The organism is Cytobacillus firmus, from assembly GCF_023715565.1.
GTDB lineage: Bacteria > Bacillota > Bacilli > Bacillales > Cytobacillaceae > Cytobacillus > Cytobacillus firmus_C.
Map to the genome: position 1 here is coordinate 1 of NZ_JAMBOJ010000062.1, position 16,092 is coordinate 16,092.

16 protein-coding genes and 1 pseudogene are annotated in these 16,092 nt (G+C 44.6%); 4 read left to right on the plus strand and 13 right to left on the minus strand.

All coding sequences use genetic code 11. The annotated features are described in order from the left end of the window. Window positions 1-156: 156 nt before the first annotated feature. Complete coding sequence (locus tag M3205_RS20295) at window positions 157-888, minus strand: DUF1836 domain-containing protein (protein ID WP_251171537.1); 732 nt, start codon at window positions 886-888, stop codon at window positions 157-159. Window positions 889-1,064: 176 nt separating this feature from the next. Here M3205_RS20295 and htpX point away from each other — a divergent pair, with 176 nt between their 5' ends. Both htpX and M3205_RS20305 read left to right on the plus strand, forming a co-directional pair. Beyond that, window positions 1,065-1,946 (plus strand): protease HtpX, encoded by an 882-nt coding sequence (gene htpX, locus M3205_RS20300; RefSeq protein WP_197204718.1) that lies wholly within the window; start codon window positions 1,065-1,067, stop codon window positions 1,944-1,946. A gap of 333 nt (window positions 1,947-2,279) precedes the next feature. Then, window positions 2,280-2,513, plus strand: a complete 234-nt coding sequence (locus tag M3205_RS20305; protein WP_251171538.1) for a DUF378 domain-containing protein — start codon at window positions 2,280-2,282, stop codon at window positions 2,511-2,513. Window positions 2,514-2,640: 127 nt separating this feature from the next. Here the strand turns inward: M3205_RS20305 and M3205_RS20310 are convergent, their stop codons facing one another. The 6 genes from M3205_RS20310 to kynU all read right to left on the minus strand — a co-directional run bounded on the left by M3205_RS20310 (window position 2,641) and on the right by kynU (window position 9,096). Then, window positions 2,641-3,228, minus strand: a complete 588-nt coding sequence (locus M3205_RS20310; RefSeq protein WP_251171539.1) for a class I SAM-dependent methyltransferase — start codon at window positions 3,226-3,228, stop codon at window positions 2,641-2,643. A gap of 68 nt (window positions 3,229-3,296) precedes the next feature. Continuing rightward, window positions 3,297-4,136 (minus strand): STAS domain-containing protein, encoded by an 840-nt coding sequence (locus M3205_RS20315; RefSeq protein WP_251171563.1) that lies wholly within the window; start codon window positions 4,134-4,136, stop codon window positions 3,297-3,299. Window positions 4,137-4,333: 197 nt separating this feature from the next. Then, on the minus strand, window positions 4,334-5,677 hold the full coding sequence (locus M3205_RS20320) for a sodium-dependent transporter (protein ID WP_251171540.1): 1,344 nt from the start codon (window positions 5,675-5,677) through the stop codon (window positions 4,334-4,336). Between the two features lie 601 nt (window positions 5,678-6,278). Next, window positions 6,279-7,133 carry a tryptophan 2,3-dioxygenase gene (kynA, locus tag M3205_RS20325; RefSeq protein ID WP_251171541.1) on the minus strand — a complete coding sequence of 285 codons (855 nt, stop codon included), beginning with the start codon at window positions 7,131-7,133 and terminating at the stop codon, window positions 6,279-6,281. 68 nt (window positions 7,134-7,201) lie between these two features. After that, on the minus strand, window positions 7,202-7,831 hold the full coding sequence (gene kynB / locus M3205_RS20330) for an arylformamidase (protein ID WP_251171542.1): 630 nt from the start codon (window positions 7,829-7,831) through the stop codon (window positions 7,202-7,204). Continuing rightward, on the minus strand, window positions 7,828-9,096 hold the full coding sequence (gene kynU / locus M3205_RS20335; protein WP_251171543.1) for a kynureninase: 1,269 nt from the start codon (window positions 9,094-9,096) through the stop codon (window positions 7,828-7,830). The genes kynB and kynU overlap by 4 nt, the downstream gene beginning before the upstream one ends. A gap of 115 nt (window positions 9,097-9,211) precedes the next feature. Here kynU and M3205_RS20340 point away from each other — a divergent pair, with 115 nt between their 5' ends. Continuing rightward, window positions 9,212-9,829, plus strand: a complete 618-nt coding sequence (locus M3205_RS20340; RefSeq protein ID WP_251171544.1) for a TetR/AcrR family transcriptional regulator — start codon at window positions 9,212-9,214, stop codon at window positions 9,827-9,829. Between the two features lie 115 nt (window positions 9,830-9,944). Here M3205_RS20340 and M3205_RS20345 read toward each other — a convergent pair whose 3' ends face one another. From M3205_RS20345 to M3205_RS20365, 5 genes are all read right to left on the minus strand, one after another. Then, complete coding sequence (locus M3205_RS20345; RefSeq protein WP_251171545.1) at window positions 9,945-10,742, minus strand: phosphotransferase; 798 nt, start codon at window positions 10,740-10,742, stop codon at window positions 9,945-9,947. Between the two features lie 312 nt (window positions 10,743-11,054). Continuing rightward, a complete protein-coding gene (locus M3205_RS20350) occupies window positions 11,055-11,525 on the minus strand; it encodes an NUDIX hydrolase (protein WP_251171546.1) in 471 nt (156 codons plus the stop codon). 228 nt (window positions 11,526-11,753) lie between these two features. Continuing rightward, window positions 11,754-12,875 carry an NADH-dependent flavin oxidoreductase gene (locus M3205_RS20355; RefSeq protein ID WP_251171547.1) on the minus strand — a complete coding sequence of 374 codons (1,122 nt, stop codon included), beginning with the start codon at window positions 12,873-12,875 and terminating at the stop codon, window positions 11,754-11,756. A 170-nt stretch (window positions 12,876-13,045) separates the two neighbouring features. Beyond that, window positions 13,046-13,486 carry a GreA/GreB family elongation factor gene (locus M3205_RS20360; protein ID WP_251171548.1) on the minus strand — a complete coding sequence of 147 codons (441 nt, stop codon included), beginning with the start codon at window positions 13,484-13,486 and terminating at the stop codon, window positions 13,046-13,048. 179 nt (window positions 13,487-13,665) lie between these two features. After that, window positions 13,666-14,043, minus strand: a complete 378-nt coding sequence (locus tag M3205_RS20365) for a VOC family protein (RefSeq protein ID WP_251171549.1) — start codon at window positions 14,041-14,043, stop codon at window positions 13,666-13,668. Between the two features lie 656 nt (window positions 14,044-14,699). Here M3205_RS20365 and M3205_RS20370 point away from each other — a divergent pair. Next, on the plus strand, window positions 14,700-14,852 hold the full coding sequence (locus M3205_RS20370) for a hypothetical protein (RefSeq protein WP_251171550.1): 153 nt from the start codon (window positions 14,700-14,702) through the stop codon (window positions 14,850-14,852). A gap of 39 nt (window positions 14,853-14,891) precedes the next feature. On the opposite strand, the pseudogene norA reads toward M3205_RS20370, so the two are convergent. Beyond that, window positions 14,892-16,074, minus strand: a pseudogene (norA, locus tag M3205_RS20375) (multidrug efflux MFS transporter NorA). Window positions 16,075-16,092: the final 18 nt, after the last annotated feature.

Consider the following 16,092-nt stretch of genomic DNA (forward strand, 5'->3'; position numbering starts at 1 on the left):
GAAATGGCCTAGAAGATGACCTCGGAGAGGTCTATCATCATCTGAAAATGCTTCAAAGCCAATAAAATTCAAAAAAGAGGTCCGGAATGAGACTATTCCGAACCCCTTTTGTCTACAAACTGAAAGCATCGCCCACAGTGGCGATGCTTTTTCCACTTACCCATTTAAAAACAGGGTAGCGGATACATATTTCTTTGTCAGTGACTTGTAGTAGGCCGATAAAACAGTGAGTGAGGCCGTTACAAGAATATTCGAGACGATGTCTTTCTGCTGAACCGTAAAATCCTGAAAGCTCTCCAATGTCTGCAAGGCTTCCTGTTTGATGCATTGCTCAATGCCATCATGCATGTTTTCGCCTAATATATTTTGGTGATGGGCTTTTTCAAAAATAGCCGCGTAGGCAGAATAAAATGGGATCGGCTCAATCAAATCGTCTGACCTGTCATCGAGATCATTAAAAAGGAGGGCCAGAATTTTCCGGATTGAATCAAAATCAAGTGTCGCTTTCAGGTCCTCCACAATAAATAGAATAGCAGCCTGGTCGACAGAATATTTCTTGCCGAGCTGCGGACTGCCAATCAGGTTCTTCACATCCCGCTTCACCCAATTCTGCACCGCAGCCGAAGATAAATGGGTGAATTCAATCTGGTTCCCCAGTGCGACAATTTCATTGATGGAAAAGCCCATTTTCTGCAAATCTGCCCGAATCAATTTTTCAAATATGGCCGGCATTTTCGTATCGAGAAAAGCTTCTGTTGAAACTCCTCTTTTTTCATGAGCGGCTGCCCATGCCTGCTGAAGGATTTGTTTGGGCGAAAGCTCCCCTTCTCCCTTCAGCGACAGCAGGAAATCAGCCATGCTTTTCCTTGATAGGTGGAATAATTCCAAGGTAATCAGCCCCTGCGTTCTCTATTCAATGCTTTCATCCTAATCGTTTCCATGGTGACAGTCAATGTCAACTTCCTCGTAGCCTAGTTATGACTTGCGATTTTTATAGAAAAATTATATTATATAGTCAGATGACAAGTTCATATGAACTCAAAATAGATAAAAAGGGTGAGGAAATGGGTAAACGTATTTTTTACTTTTTATTGACGAACGTGCTTGTTCTTTTGACAATCAGCATTATTTTCTCGCTGATTGGCGGAGGTAATTACATTAATGCCCAAGGCGGCATTGATTTCGGCGCATTGCTTGTATTCAGCGCAGTCATTGGCTTCTCCGGCTCCTTCATTTCTTTGTGGATGTCCCGCTGGATGGCCAAGAAAATGATGAATGTTCAGGTGCTGGACCCGAACGGTGCTCTTTCAGGAGCTGAGCGGGACATCGTGGAGAAAGTTCACCGCCTTTCAAGAGCGGCAGGCTTAACACATATGCCTGAAGTCGGAATTTATCACTCTCCTGAAGTGAATGCTTTTGCGACAGGTCCTTCGAAAAAACGCTCGCTTGTGGCAGTTTCAACTGGATTGCTGCAGGAAATGGACGACGATGCCATTGAAGGAGTTATCGCCCATGAGGTGGCACACATTGCGAACGGGGATATGGTCACCATGACTCTTCTCCAGGGGGTTGTCAACACATTCGTTGTCTTCCTTGCCAGAATCGCGGCTTGGGTGGCATCCCGTTTTGTCAGAGAAGAAATGGCGCCGATTGTGCATTTCATCGCGGTTATCGTGTTCCAGATCGCCTTCTCGATCCTTGGAAGTCTAGTCGTCTTCGCCTACTCCCGCCATCGTGAATTCCATGCGGACCGCGGCGGTGCTGACCTGGCCGGCAAAGACAAAATGACACATGCCCTTCAAATGCTAAAGGCCTACTCCAGCCGCATCAAGGGTGAAGAACAGACAGCGATTTCCACTTTGAAAATTAATAACAGAAGCAAAGCTTCCCTGTTCTCAACCCATCCGGATTTGGATGAGCGCATTAGACGGTTGAGTGCGAAGTAAAGCGCCTTAAACATAGTCTAGTAAAAAAAAGCTATCCTTTTGCGGGATAGCTTTTTCTTATCTTAATGAGTATTTACCTCAAATTTGAGTGGTGTTCCCTAATGATGAGCCCTTTCCCCAAAATCAGTGTTCGGTTCCCCAGTTTCACCATTCTTTTCCCAAAGTTCACATTCAGTGCCCATTTTATTTCTCCAACTCTCTGAAATTTGTTTGTCCTCCCCAATACCTGGGTAACTCCCTAATATATAGCAGAAAAAGCATCGGAGTAAGGCTGTGACGGTTTGTACCGATGAGGCACGCTGTATGAAGACTCACTATTAGGAGGACAAGAATATGAACGGTTTCCAGCGTATTGCACTTGTACTAACGATTATAGGAGCCATTAATTGGGGCCTGATTGGATTTTTCCAATTTGATTTAGTTGCCAGCTTATTCGGAGGACAGGATGCGGTGTTATCAAGAATAATCTATGGGTTAGTGGGAATTGCCGGTTTGATTAATCTCGGGCTCCTCTTTAACCCAAGACGCGAATATGACAGAGAACCTGAATCAAGGCCTGTACGATAAAGGGAAACTTCACTCAGTTGGGGGTTTCCTTATCCCCCACTGCGTGTCAGTTGAACCAATCGGGCCTATGCGGGCAGTCAGACTGCGATAAAGAAAAATCTCCCAGGCTTTAGGCAAGGGGGAATTTTCAATCAAACGTTTGATTGAAACGATAGACCAGGAAACGTTCGTTTTCATCACCCTGAAGTCCCACGTCTTTAATCAGCTCAAATGGGGTGCTGTTTTCCAGATAAAATAAATAATCCTCTGAAGGGTAGTAGAGAATAATATCCATGTTGCGCGGGCTGCCTTCAGCTGATCGGAGTATATTGTTGACGACTTTCATAAAAATTTGCACCGAAAACGGGTTAAAAAAGTAAAAGTGAGTATCCTGCGGAGTGATTTCATAATCCTGAGCCAGGATGTTACAAAAGCTGATTCCTGCTTTTTCTCCTTTGTACGTCCGGAGATTTTTCATTGCATCACGGTAATAATCATCACTCATTTCCACACCTGCAGCGGAAACCCGAAAGGTATGGTGTATATAAAACGGAAGCCGCCCCTTGCCGCAGCCGAAGTCCACGAGGCGATCACTGCTTTTCAGCGTGTAATCACTGAACAGTTTTTCCAGGCCCTCATAAGGAGTGGGTTCGTAGCGGTGATAGTGAAAGGATTTATGGAACCCTTTTTGTTCGCCGTGCGTATGTATATTCAGCCATTCATCAAAGTCTTTCATAGGTGGCTCCTTTCTAAAAAATGCCTGCTGCCATCCAATGAGGACAGCGGCAGGCATTTGTATATGTACTATCTCTTAGGTTCAATCACTAAATATTCCCGTAAGGTCTGCTGCAATGTTCCCTTTGTTTCCGCCTGGCTCTCAAACGAAACACCAGCATGGATCATTTTACGGACAAGCTCTGCTCGCAGGCCGGTAATGACTGCATCGCAGCCCATCATCCTGATGCCGCTCAAAATCTTTTTTAAGTGGACGATGACATCAACTTCCATATCGGCAATTCCGGAGAGGTCCATGATCAAGGTCTGGATTTTAATGGATGAGATATCCATCAGAACCTTTTCTTCAATCGTCTGAATCCGATACGAATCAATCATGCCAATCAGCGGCAATACAGCGACAGAGGTACTGACCGGAATAATAGGCACGGACAAATGCTCCACCAGTTTGCGCTGTGATTTAAGCATTTCATCTTTATAATCAGAATAGCTGATAAAGAAGTTATTTAAAAATTGGTCGACATGATCATTGACGTCTTTTTCCATATTATAAAAATCTTCAGGCGCTTTGTCCTGCCCCTTAACTTTGTCATACTGGAACAGGAAGTGCCACAATGTCCGGCGGATAGCCTGCACCCATTCAAGTTTAAAAGAAAGTGTCAGGGAATGCTCAGCCCATGCCACGCCTTCCTGTCTGGCAAAAGCAATCAGCTCTTCTTCTCTATTTTCCACAACATATAAAGCCAACCTTTCTGCATTTTTTAAAAGATCAATATTCCCTCTTTGCAGAATATCATTGATCTTAGAGGCTACATTCACAGCCTCTGATAATAATTTTTGCTGAAAGTTGTCACGATTCGCAACAATAAATCCTGCAATATCGCTTGTTTCTTTGTAGGTTGCTTCCATTGTAAACATACGCCCCCTTGTTTTATATATTATACAATTCGTTTAAATCAAAGGAAATCCTTCCCTTAAATGTGATATTGAAGTTCGCTTCATTTTTATGGCAGAGTCCTAAACTTTAATACCCTTTTTACTTTGCCCATAAACCATAAATTTAAATTTTTCATAAAAAAGTAAAAAAGCGCCGGATTGGCGCCTCTTTAAATAACTCCTAGTGTACTCATAAACACAACCAAAATCGTAACCGGAACAACCACTTTCATCAGGACGCTCCACGCGGTGTACACGGCTGGCAAAGTGTCGCTGCCAAGCAGAAATTCTTCTTTAACAAGCCCTTTGTCCATTTTAAAAGAAATAAACAGGGCAATCAGCAGACAGCCCAGCGGAAGCAGGATGTTGCTGACCAGGTAGTCGGTTGCATCAAAGATATTTTTCCCAAAAATCGTGAAGTCTCCAAGCAGGCTGAATGACAGCGCAGCAGGAATCCCGGCCGCAAACATGACAATGCCGGAGATCCAGGAGATTTTTTTCCGTGAATGCTTTCCGTTCTCAATAAAGGCGGAGACGATGATTTCCAGCATGCTGAACGATGATGTTAAGGTTGCAAATAAGAAAAGCAGCAGGAAAATAGCCAGGAACACTTCTCCTAATGGGATCTGTGAAAAGACAGCCGGCAGGACCATGAACAGCAGACCCGGGCCTTCCGTCGGTTCAAATCCGAATGCAAAGACAACTGGGAAAATCGCCAACCCTGCCAGGACCGAGATAATGATGTTCATAATCACAACAGATCCTGCTGATGATGGAATGCTGACTTTCTTATCCAGGTATGAGCTGTATGTGACCATACAGGAAAAGCCGACTGCTAAAGCAAAGAATGATTGTCCCAATGCATAGAGTGCCGATTCGCCTGTGATTTTACTAAAGTCCGGGTTCAGGAAGAATTTGACCCCTTCCATTGCTCCATCTAGCGTCAAAGCGCGTATGACAAGCACTATAAAGAAGATAAATAATAGCGGCATCATGTATTTGCTTGCAGCTTCAATCCCGTTTTGAATTCCGAATGTAATGACGACAATGTTAATAAGAAGAAACACAGCCAGCCCCATTAGCGTCCAGCTTGGTGTTGAGGTGATCATGCCGAATAGTTCAGGATAAGCTGCACCCGGCTTGATGATTTGGCCGCCGATCGACATAAATGTGTAAATCAGCACCCATCCCCCAACAACTGAGTAAAAGCTCAGCAGCAGGAAGCAGCCAATTACCCCAAGCTTCCCGGTAATCGTCCACAGGCTGTTTGGCGCCAGTTTATAATAAGCAGACACAGCTTCCTTCTGTGCGCCCCGCCCGATAATAAATTCTGAAATGAGCATTGGCAGCCCCACCAGAATCGTAAATGCGATAAACATCAGCAAAAAGGCGCCCCCGCCGCTTGTACCGGCTACGTACGGGAACTTCCAGATGGCCCCCAGGCCAATCGCGGCACCGGCAGAGGACATAATAAAGCCGAATTTAGATGACCATTGCTCTCGATTTGTACTCATAGTTTCCCCCCTGTTAAGTTTCTATTTATTTAGGTGGTTCGGATTCTGGCAACGGATTTGTGTGTGAAGTTGAATCGGGTTCTGACTCTGATTGCGTTTTTCCGTTGATTTGTGTCCGAAGTTAGCCCTGGTTCTGACTCAACCAATGGTTTTTCCGCTGGCTGTGTCCGAAGTTAGACCAGGTTCTGACTCAACCAATGGTTTTTCCGCTGGCTGTGTCCGAAGTTAGCCCTGGTTCTGACTCAACCAATGGCTTTTCCGCTGGCTGTGTCAGAAGTTGGACCAGGTTCTGTCTCAACCAATGGTTTTTCCGCTGGCTGTGTCCGAAGTTGGACCAGGTTCTGACTCAACCAATGGTTTTTTCGCTGGCTGTGTCCGAAGTTAGCCCTGGTTCTGACTCAACCAATGGTTTTTCGCTGGCTGTGTCCGAAGTTAGCCCTGGTTCTGACTCAATCAACGGTTTTTTTCCGCTGGCTGTGTCCGAAGTTAGCCCAGGTTCTGACTCAACCAATGGTTTTTCGCTGGCTGTGTCCGAAGTTAGCCCTGGTTCTGACTCAACCAATGGTTTTCCCCCGATTCTGTCCAAAGTTCCCCCAGCAGATTACAGCTCTGTACGGATATCCCAAAGTTCCGGGAAGAAGCGCTGGTCCAGCACTTTTTTCAGATAGCCGACACCTGATGAACCGCCTGTGCCCATTTTGAATCCGATGATTCTTTCGACCGTTTTCATATGGCGGAAGCGCCACTGCTGAAGCCAGTCTTCAATATCCACAAGTTTTTCCGCAAGCTCGTATAACTCCCAGTACTTTTTAGGATTTTTATACACAGTCATCCAGGCTTCGCGGACAGACTCATTTTCTTTGTAGGTTCTGGTTACATCTCTGTTCAGAATGCCTTCATCAATTGGCAATCCGGCTTTGTGAAGCGCGCGGATGGCTACATCGTAAAGGCCTGGTCTTTCGTACGCTTCTGTTAATCTTGCATGAAGCTCCGGGTCCTTTTGATAGATTTTCAGAACATGCTCAGTTTTGTACCCTAACGCAAATTCTACCATACGATACTGGTAGGATTGAAAGCCAGATGCCTGGCCAAGGGAATCGCGGAACTCCATATATTCAGATGGCGTCATGGTGGACAGCACATCCCACGCCTGAATAATCTGCGATTGTGTCTTTGAAACACGTGACAATCTTTTCTGTGCTGTGGATAAATCATTGTTTTCAATTGATTGTATGGCTGCGCCCATTTCGTGAAGAATCAGCTTCATCCACAGCTCGCTCACCTGGTGGATGACGATGAACAGCATCTCATCATGATGGCCGGAAAGCCTGTTTTGCGAGGATAGGATTTTATCAAGCTGAAGGTATTCTCCGTAAGTCATGTTATTGGTAAAGTCTGTATGAATACTCTTTTCAGAGGTTGTTGCGTTTACGTCCTGATGTTTTTCGTTGATCATGTTGGTTCCTCCTTGAATTTAGTTATTTTATTAGCCAAGGGCCAGTTGAAACCGCGGTATGCTGCCTCCTAAATCGGCCGAATAACCGCCCTCACCGGGCTGCCGTCCCCGTCTTTGATCGGAAGCGGAAGAGCAATTAGTTCATAATTTCCTTCTTCTACCTCATCCAGCATGATATTTTCCAGTATATGAATGCCATTCCGATATAAGGCATGATGCGTTTCCATCTCTTTGCTGTCGGGCTGATCGACAGATGGCACATCCACTCCGAGCAGTCGCACCCCTTTGCTGCCAAGGTAGTCTGCCATATCCTCTGTCAGTTCTGGGATTCGATTCGGAAACAGCTCCGGATCATTCGGAACCGAAGTCCTGAGCAGCACACGTTCTGCTCCTTCGAGATCAAACTTTTTCAGAACCTCCGAATCCACCTTTTCATAATCAGATACATCGATCACCCGCGCTGGTCCGATATACAGTTCAATGTCCAGATCCACGATTTTTTCGCCTTCATCGTTAAAATGGAACGGCGCATCAACATGTGTACCGGTATGCAGGCTGGTCGTAATCCGGCCGATATTGACAGAGCCGGTTTGTTCTTTTGTAAAAGCCGTTTCATAGCTGAACGGGGTATCGCCTGGCCAGTGGGCAATGCCGTTAGTGAGCGGCTGAGATATATCGATCCACTCTTTTTTCATCATGCTACGACTCCCCGCTTATTTTCGAATTGCTTATATTTTTCTTCTTCCATGATGGTTTTTAAAATTTGCACGGTTTTCCACACATCTTCAAACGAGTTATATAGCGCAACCGGTGCCAGTCGGATTCCATTCGGAGCCCGGAAATCCGGGATGACTCCTTCTGCCTTCAGCGCCTTGCAGATCCTTGCTGCTTCCGGATGCTCCAGATAAATATGGCCGCCCCGCTTCTTTTCATCAAGCGGATTGCGCAGAACAAAGCCATGTCCTTCAAGCTCATGCAGTATGAGCTCGATCATATAGCCTGTCAGCTGAAGAGATTTCTCACGGATTCGCTCCATACCGGCTTCATTAAACATGCTTAGTGAGCCGATAATCGGCGCCATGCTGAAAATATTCGGCGTGCCGATCTGGTAGGCGCCCGCATCTTCAGCCGCTGTCAGCACATGGTCCATATCAAACTGCTTATCCTTGCGGGAGCTGAACCAGCCGGCAAGTCCCGGAACCTTTCCAAAGTGGCGCTTGTTCACAAATAGACCGCCCGTTGAGCCTGGCCCGCCATTGAGATGCTTATAGTTACACCAGAACGCGAAATCGACATCCCAATCACTCAGGGAATGGGGGACAGATCCAACCGAATGGCATAGATCAAAGCCAATCTCAATCCCGCGCTTATGCGCCTCGGCAGTTAAATACTCCATATCCAGTACCTGACCGCTTCTGTATAAAACACCAGGCAGTACAATCAGCGCGATTTCATCCGTCATGGCCGCAACAATGTCTTCTTCTCTCAATGTATGGCCATCCGCGCTTTTCACCCGGACAAGATGCTCCTCAGGATCAAAGCCCTTCAGCTTCACCTGGCTTTGCAGCGCATATATATCACTGGGAAAATTGAGCTCATCTGCCAGTATCTTTGTTCTTTTTCCCTCCGGTTTATAAAAAGTGGAGACAAGCTGATGAAGATTAACAGTTGTGGAACCGCTTACAACAACTTCCTCCGGATTTGCCCCTACGATCGGCGCCAGTTCTTTACCCAGTTTTTCAGATAGATAGAACCAGGGATTATCCCCTTCTGTCCAGCCGTCAATGGCATGGTGCTTCCAGGATTCAAGCAGGTCTAGCAGTGACTTCTCCGCCCGTTTGGAAAGCAGGCCAAGTGAATTGCCATCCATATAAATTCCATCTTCTTTTATATAAAACTCTTCCCGGTAGGACAGGTCATTTTGTTCATCAAGTTTGAGTGCATATTCTTTTGTAAAATCCATAGATTTCCAACCTTTCAGAATATTTATTATTCACAAAAATTATATTGTTTGATTGACACTATGTCAATGATATAATGTCAGTAATATTAGAAAATAAACAAAGGAATGAAAATAGATGAAAAATTCCATAGATCAATTGCCTGCAAGGCAGCAGCAGGCCCTGAAAACACGACAAAAGCTTCTCAAAGCAGGAAAAGAAGTATTTCTCGAAAACGGCTTTCAAAAAGCAACAATCTCCCAAGTGATCAAAAAAGCCGAAACAGGCTATGGCACGGCGTACGTTTATTTTAAAAATAAAGACGAGCTTTTCATTACATTAATGGAAGATCTCATGAACCAGTTTTACAAAGTGGCAGAGATGCCATTTAAGCCGCAGGCCAAAGAAGTGGCCTATGAAAATATTAAGAGGCAGGTAAGGCTGTTCCTGCAGCTGGCTTTGGATGAGCGGAACATGATGAAGGTCGTAAAAGAGGCAATCGGCGTCTCACCTGAGATAGAGGAAAAATGGTACGGAATCCGTGAACGCTTCATTGAGCGGATTTCAGTCGACATCCGCTACGCCCAATCACAAAAGCTTGCCAAAGAGAACCTTGACCCGGTCCTAACCGCAAGAGGCTGGTTTTATTCAAATGAGATGTTCATGTGGGAGCTGGTGATGAACGAGGAGAAGTATCAGATAGATGATGTGATTGTGAACCTGACGAGGATGTATACGGGCGGATTGTACGAATGAAGTGAGTTTATGACAACGCAAAAAGGTGCCTCTCCCTTGGGAAAGACACCTTTTTTAACATTTCAAAACTACTTCCGAACGTTTCGGAAGGGACAGGCCCCGTGTCCCGTCTCTCTTAGATCCACTCTATCCCATGCTGACGAATGAACGCAATATCTTCTTGATAGTGTTCATAGTGGCCTTCATCCAGCATTTTTTGAAAGGCAGCGTCTCCTTCACCGGCTTTTCTTTTCATGTACTGACATAATCCTTCTAACCGCAGCAATACCATCTCCACATAGTCTTCTACCATTTCCTCCATACCATAGGTTTCAAAAAACAGCTTAACTCTTTGTCTTATGCGGCTGGCATCAAAAGATGGATTATAATGTACGGCCTCGCCTGCTTCGGTATGATAATGCCTGCTTAATGGAACACAGGTGTAAAGAGCATACGCTATGTCCCACAGTCTTGGTCCGGGAGCCGCAAGGTCAAAGTCGATAATGCCTGCCGGCTTTTCGTGATTAAAAATAATATTGTAAATGGCAAAGTCATTATGACAGACAACCTCCTGGTTATCTGGAGTATTGTCTAATGGCTTCCATTCACTCGATATAGGAAAATCACTCACTGCATCATGATAGTGCCGGAGCATTTTCGCTATTTCTTTTAAAGCATCTTTGGACCACATGTATTCTTTTAAAGGGTAATTGCCAGCTTCCCCTTCAATATAGGATAAGATTTCTCTGCCTTTCTCATCCATTCCCAGAAACTTTGGCGCATAGCTGAAACCTTTTCTTTCCAAATGCTTTAATAAACGGTGAACTCTTGGACTATGTGGCTTCAATTCACGCCGGACACTATCTCCCGAACGATAGACGCGAGAGACATTTCCTCCTGTAAGCAGCTCTTCGTTTTCATTATAATTCTTCATTAAAATTCCCCCAATATAGGAACCCAATATCTGTGTCAATAGAGATGTATTATTACCCAAAAAAGCAGATCTGCGAAGGCATCTGCTTGGCAATGGGAATTTAATTGTCCACACCATGTATCCCTTGAATAATTTTCAGATAGACAAATAAACGCATCCTTTCAAATCAAGGACCGCCGCCTGTCTCTATCCAATTAATTAGTCATTTCAAGTTATTCCACATGTGTAAAATAGATTCCCCTTTCTTTACATCTCTAAAAAATTTTACCATATTATAGGAGCTAATAACAGGAAACTTATCTACTTTTATGATTATTCAAGTGATCTTGATAGCTCTTTCTCATAAACAATATATTCCTCAATAAATCCCCTGTATTCATCTGTTAATCCATCCGGCAAGTTAGTCAGCTCAAAATACTGCAATTCTAACGACTCGCTATAATCTGCCTGCAACTCTCCGCTTACGTCTTTCGTAAAATAAAGGGCAGTTGCAGAATAAAATTCGTCACCATTTTGAACTTTTAAGTAGTAATCTGAACCTGAAAATACATTCAGCAGCTTCAAGTTTTCCACTGCCAATCCTGTCTCTTCAAGGACTTCTCTTTTGGCTGTTTCTTCAAAGCTTTCTCCCAAATCCATCAGCCCTCCCGGCAGCCCCCATCCTCCATCATGCCTTTTTTGCAATAACACTTCATTTCGCTCGTTTAAAATGATTACCACTGAACCCGGCAGAATAATGGGTCTATTCCCAACAAACTGTCTGAGATATTTATAGTATTCCACTTCCTTTTCCCCCTTTGAAAGGACCAGAGAGACAGATCCCTTGTCCCTTGTTCCCTTCAGTAATCTATAGTGGACCATTTAATCTGATCCTGGTCCCATTTTACCAATTCTTTCTATTGGGGCTAGATACCTTTTATAACTTACATAAGTTTGGCAAATGTAGTCCGCAAAAAAGGACTGCCAAATACAATTGGCAGTCCCCTTCATATATTACGAATTACAAACTACTTAATCCACAACCGGAAACCACCCCGGAGTGTTCACAATTGCCTGCCAGAGCGGATCCGGGATAACCAGTTTTTCCTGATCCTTTTTAGATAATGTCACGGCAATTTCAGAATCTCTTCCTTCCTCCACCTTCTGCACCCAATCCGGCTCCATAATCAGCTCACGCCCAAGGGCAACCATTGCCACTCCTGTTTCCAGTGCTTTCAAAGCTTCATCAGGAGTATGGATCTCCCCTACCCCGATAAGCGGAAGGCGATTATTGATTCTATCTAATAAATGCTGAATTCTTGGCTTAGCTTCATCAGCTCCGCGTCTCGGTTTGGACCAGAAGTCCATCAGGGAAACATGAAGGTAGTCCAGTCCTTTGTCTGACAGCACATCAACCAATTGAAGAGTATCATCCATGGTGATCCCTGGCTCAGTCGGCTCTTCCGGAGAAAAACGGTATCCGACAATGAACGGCTCCTTAGCATGCTCCTGCACCGCTTTTTGAACTGCATCTACCACAGCAAGAGGAAACGTCATGCGCTTCTCAAGACTGCCACCTAAACGATCCTCGCGACGATTCGAATGTGGAGAAAAGAACTGCTGAATTAAGTAGCCATTGGCGCCGTGGATTTCAACGCCATCATAGCCTGCCTGGATAGCCCGGCGGGTAGTCTCGCCGAAAGCGGCAATGATATCTTCCACCTCTTTTTCCGTCAGTGCTCTTGGCGTATTGCTGCTTCCTTCAGATGCAACCGCACTGGCACTGACTGTTTCCCCATTTGGCACTAGCTCTGGTGGACACTCCCTGCCTCCATGAAAGATTTGGAGAACGGCTTTGGCACCCTGCTCTTTAATGCTTGAAGCCAGCCTTGAAAGACTTGGAATCATCCCGTCATGGTCGCCTCCGAATTCACCATGGAATCCCTTTCCGTTGGCTGTCACATTTGTACAGGCCGTAATCACCATTCCTGCCCCTTTGGAGCGGCGTATGTAATAATCGATCTCTGCATCTGAAACGGTGCCATCCGGATGGGAGGCGAAATTTGTCATCGGTGCCAGGACCACCCGATTCTTGATTTGCACCTTATTTTTTAACTGCAATGGTTCTACTAGTGGTTTATAGTTTTGGTTCATATAAGTCACTCCTTTTTTTGTTCACATCTAGTTTGTTTAATGTTTACACAAAATAAACTGGCACTAAACTTACTGTAATACTATAAGTTACAGTTTAGACAGTCAATTATTTGAATCGCAGAGTTTTCAAAGAGACAGAAGGACAGGTTCCATGTCCCTCTGCTAAACACTTATTCCTGGTCCCAGGATATATTTTCGATAACCACATCCAACTGGCCGCTCGGGATCATGAGTGACGTTTTCTCACCCAAATTTTTCAACAGAAGCTGCCTGCCAACCGGAGACAGGAACGAGATACAGCCATTATCAGGGTCCGACTCTTCCGGGAGACAAATATGATAAACTTCCCGGTCATCCTCCCCGTCAAATAACACGGTTACCTTCGTTCCAATCAATACTTTCCGCAAAGGCTGCTCTGCCGGCGCCTGATTACAAAGAGCTAGATATTGCTCCACTTCCCTTACATAAATACTGAGAAAATCCCTTCTGCGCTCCTTCAGCGGAGTCGAAGAAAGATAAAGTCCATTTAAGTCCTGGTAATTTTCATCTATATACGTCAGCTGTTTAATAAAGAATTCTTTTTCAGCGAGTGCCCCAAGACTATGGTTCATAATAGATAACCCCCCTGCTCGGATCAAACACCCTGCAAAACTTAAATTTTACTGTCATTTTCCATGCACCATCCTTTTTGAATATATAAAAAGCAGACCTTTCCCGTTTGCAAAGAAAGGTCTACTTTATATTAACAACATAGCATATAGATACCTGAAAAGCCAGCTAACTTCTGCGATCATTGACAAACGCCTAGCGGGTTCCCGTCAGGATCAAAGAATGTAAAAAATTTCATGGTTCCTTCCACGCCAATTGGATTTACGTTTACACCCTTCTCAAGTAAAAGCTTATGAGTTTCTTCAATATCTACCGGAATGAAGTTATAATATTTCCCCACGCCAAACTGATTTTCCGGAAACTCTATCGGCTGATGAGGGCTGGTTCTGACAAGGCAGACGACAGTTTGCGCCTGTTCCCCAATCCGCATGACAGCAGCCTCTTCTTCCATGTAAATCCGCTGAAACCCCAGTATTTCTTCATACCAGCTTGCTGATAGCTCCGGGTTTTTGACCGGTATAAAAATTCCTTCCACGCCTTTCAGGAGCTGCTTGCTCATTAGAATCTCTCCTTTTAAATTTGATTCATGCTTTTTATTAGTGCTTCATTAATTCCTTCAGCCGCTTCATGGCCGAGTGAACTGTCAACCGATGGAGAGAGATGGGTTTCCCCTTAAAGACAATTGAATGGACACCATAAGGAGTCGGTGATAAGTCCATTAATTCTTTAATACCTGCATGTTAATCCCCTTCGAAAAGCTTTAGTCCTTCCTCGAACCGGTTTCAACCATTTATTTTTATTTTTATACCCCAGCGAATTCTTTTTGCTTCTAAGACAAAAGCTCCCCGTCCCTTCCAGAATTTCTGCATCACACTCATCCATTGGCACATCTGCCAATACACACACTTCCTTTGCTAACTTAATAATTCTCCTCTTTGTATTATTTTTCCTTTTTTAATTCGACTAACTTTCGGCAAAAAAAAAAAAAAACGCCCCTGCTTTTGCAGGAGCGTTAGGTTCGGATCGGTTCTCTTGTATTAGCGCTTCTTGAGTCAGAAGTTGACCCAAGATTTTTCATTTGGCTTCCCTCATTTCCTCCGAAGGTACCCCGCTTCACCGATTTCCCAATTGTACTGTCCGAACAGAGCGACCGGACCCACTCTGAATACTTTTCCCAAATTTAAGCACTCTAATTGTGTATGGGAGGTGAATGATTTGACGCATCAAAAGAATAAATCAGAGAAACAGAAAACAACAAATTCCGCAGCAGTCAGCCGTCAAGGTTCAGGATCAGAATATGAAAAAGAACGTGCCGGAAATGTGGAAGGGTACGGACAGCCCTACCCGGAAAATGGAGCTAAACAATAATGATGGGCAAGAGTGAATTAGAGGGTTAATTCACTCTTTTTAGATTGCCTCCACCACTTTGGATGCCTTCTTTGCAGGCTTTTTCCATACAAAAGTTAAACCGATCCCCAAGGCAGTGACGATAGCTGCGAAATAGTACGGATAGTTAATATCGATATCAAACAGCATCCCTCCTATAATAGGTCCGCTGATATTCGCGAGGCTTGTAAACATCGAATTCATTCCGCCCACAAAACCCTGTTCATTACCGGCGATATTGGAAAGATAGGAAGTGATAGCCGGACGGAATAAGTCAAATCCCACAAACAATGAAGGTTACAAGCAGGATTCCAAAATAGGAATGAACCACTGTCATCAAAAATACAAGCAAGCCGGATAATAGTAAGCTGTAGCGGATCAGTTTGATTTCTCCCCAGATTCGGGTCAGCCGGTCAAACAGCCAGATTTGAGATACTGCGCCAAAAACCGCCCCGCCAGTTATGACGATTGCAATATCTGCTGGTTTAAAGCCAAACTTGTGATCCACAAACAAACTAAAGAAGGATTCAAAAGCGGCAAGCCCAAATGAGGCGATAAAAATCAAAATAAAGGCCAAAAGATACTTTGGCTCCATCACGAGTCTAAAACCGCTCTTACTTTCCCCGTCTCCTTCTTTATTTTCCTCATCACGCTCAGGCTCCGTTAATAAAATCATCGAAAGCACCGCTGCAAGTGTACCAAGTCCGCCTGCAAAGAAAAACGGAATCCGCGTGCCAAACTCTGCTAAAAATCCGCCGATGCCTGGGCCGATGATAAATCCGGTGCTGATGGCCGCTGACATATACCCGAGTGCCTTTGGGCGGGTTTCAGTCGTGGTAATATCCGCGATAAAGGCTGTAACTGCCGGCATAATAAAGGCTGCGCTAATTCCCCCTAAAATTCGTGAAAAGAACAGAACCTCAATTTCTTTTCCCATCCCGAATAAGAATTCGGATAAACCAAAAATAAACAGGCCGATAACAATCATGATCTTTCTGCCGAATCGATCGGCTGCTCTCCCCGCAAACGGTGAAACAATCAGCTGGGCCAACGCAAATGCGGCTGTTAAATAGCCGATTGTTGTGCCTGTTATGCTCAATTCATTCATCAATGTTGGCAGGACAGGAATGACCAGGCCGATTCCCAAAAAGGCAATGAATAAATTCGCCAATAATAATCCTAATGTGATTTTTTGTGTTTTCATCTATATCAGGCTCCTTAC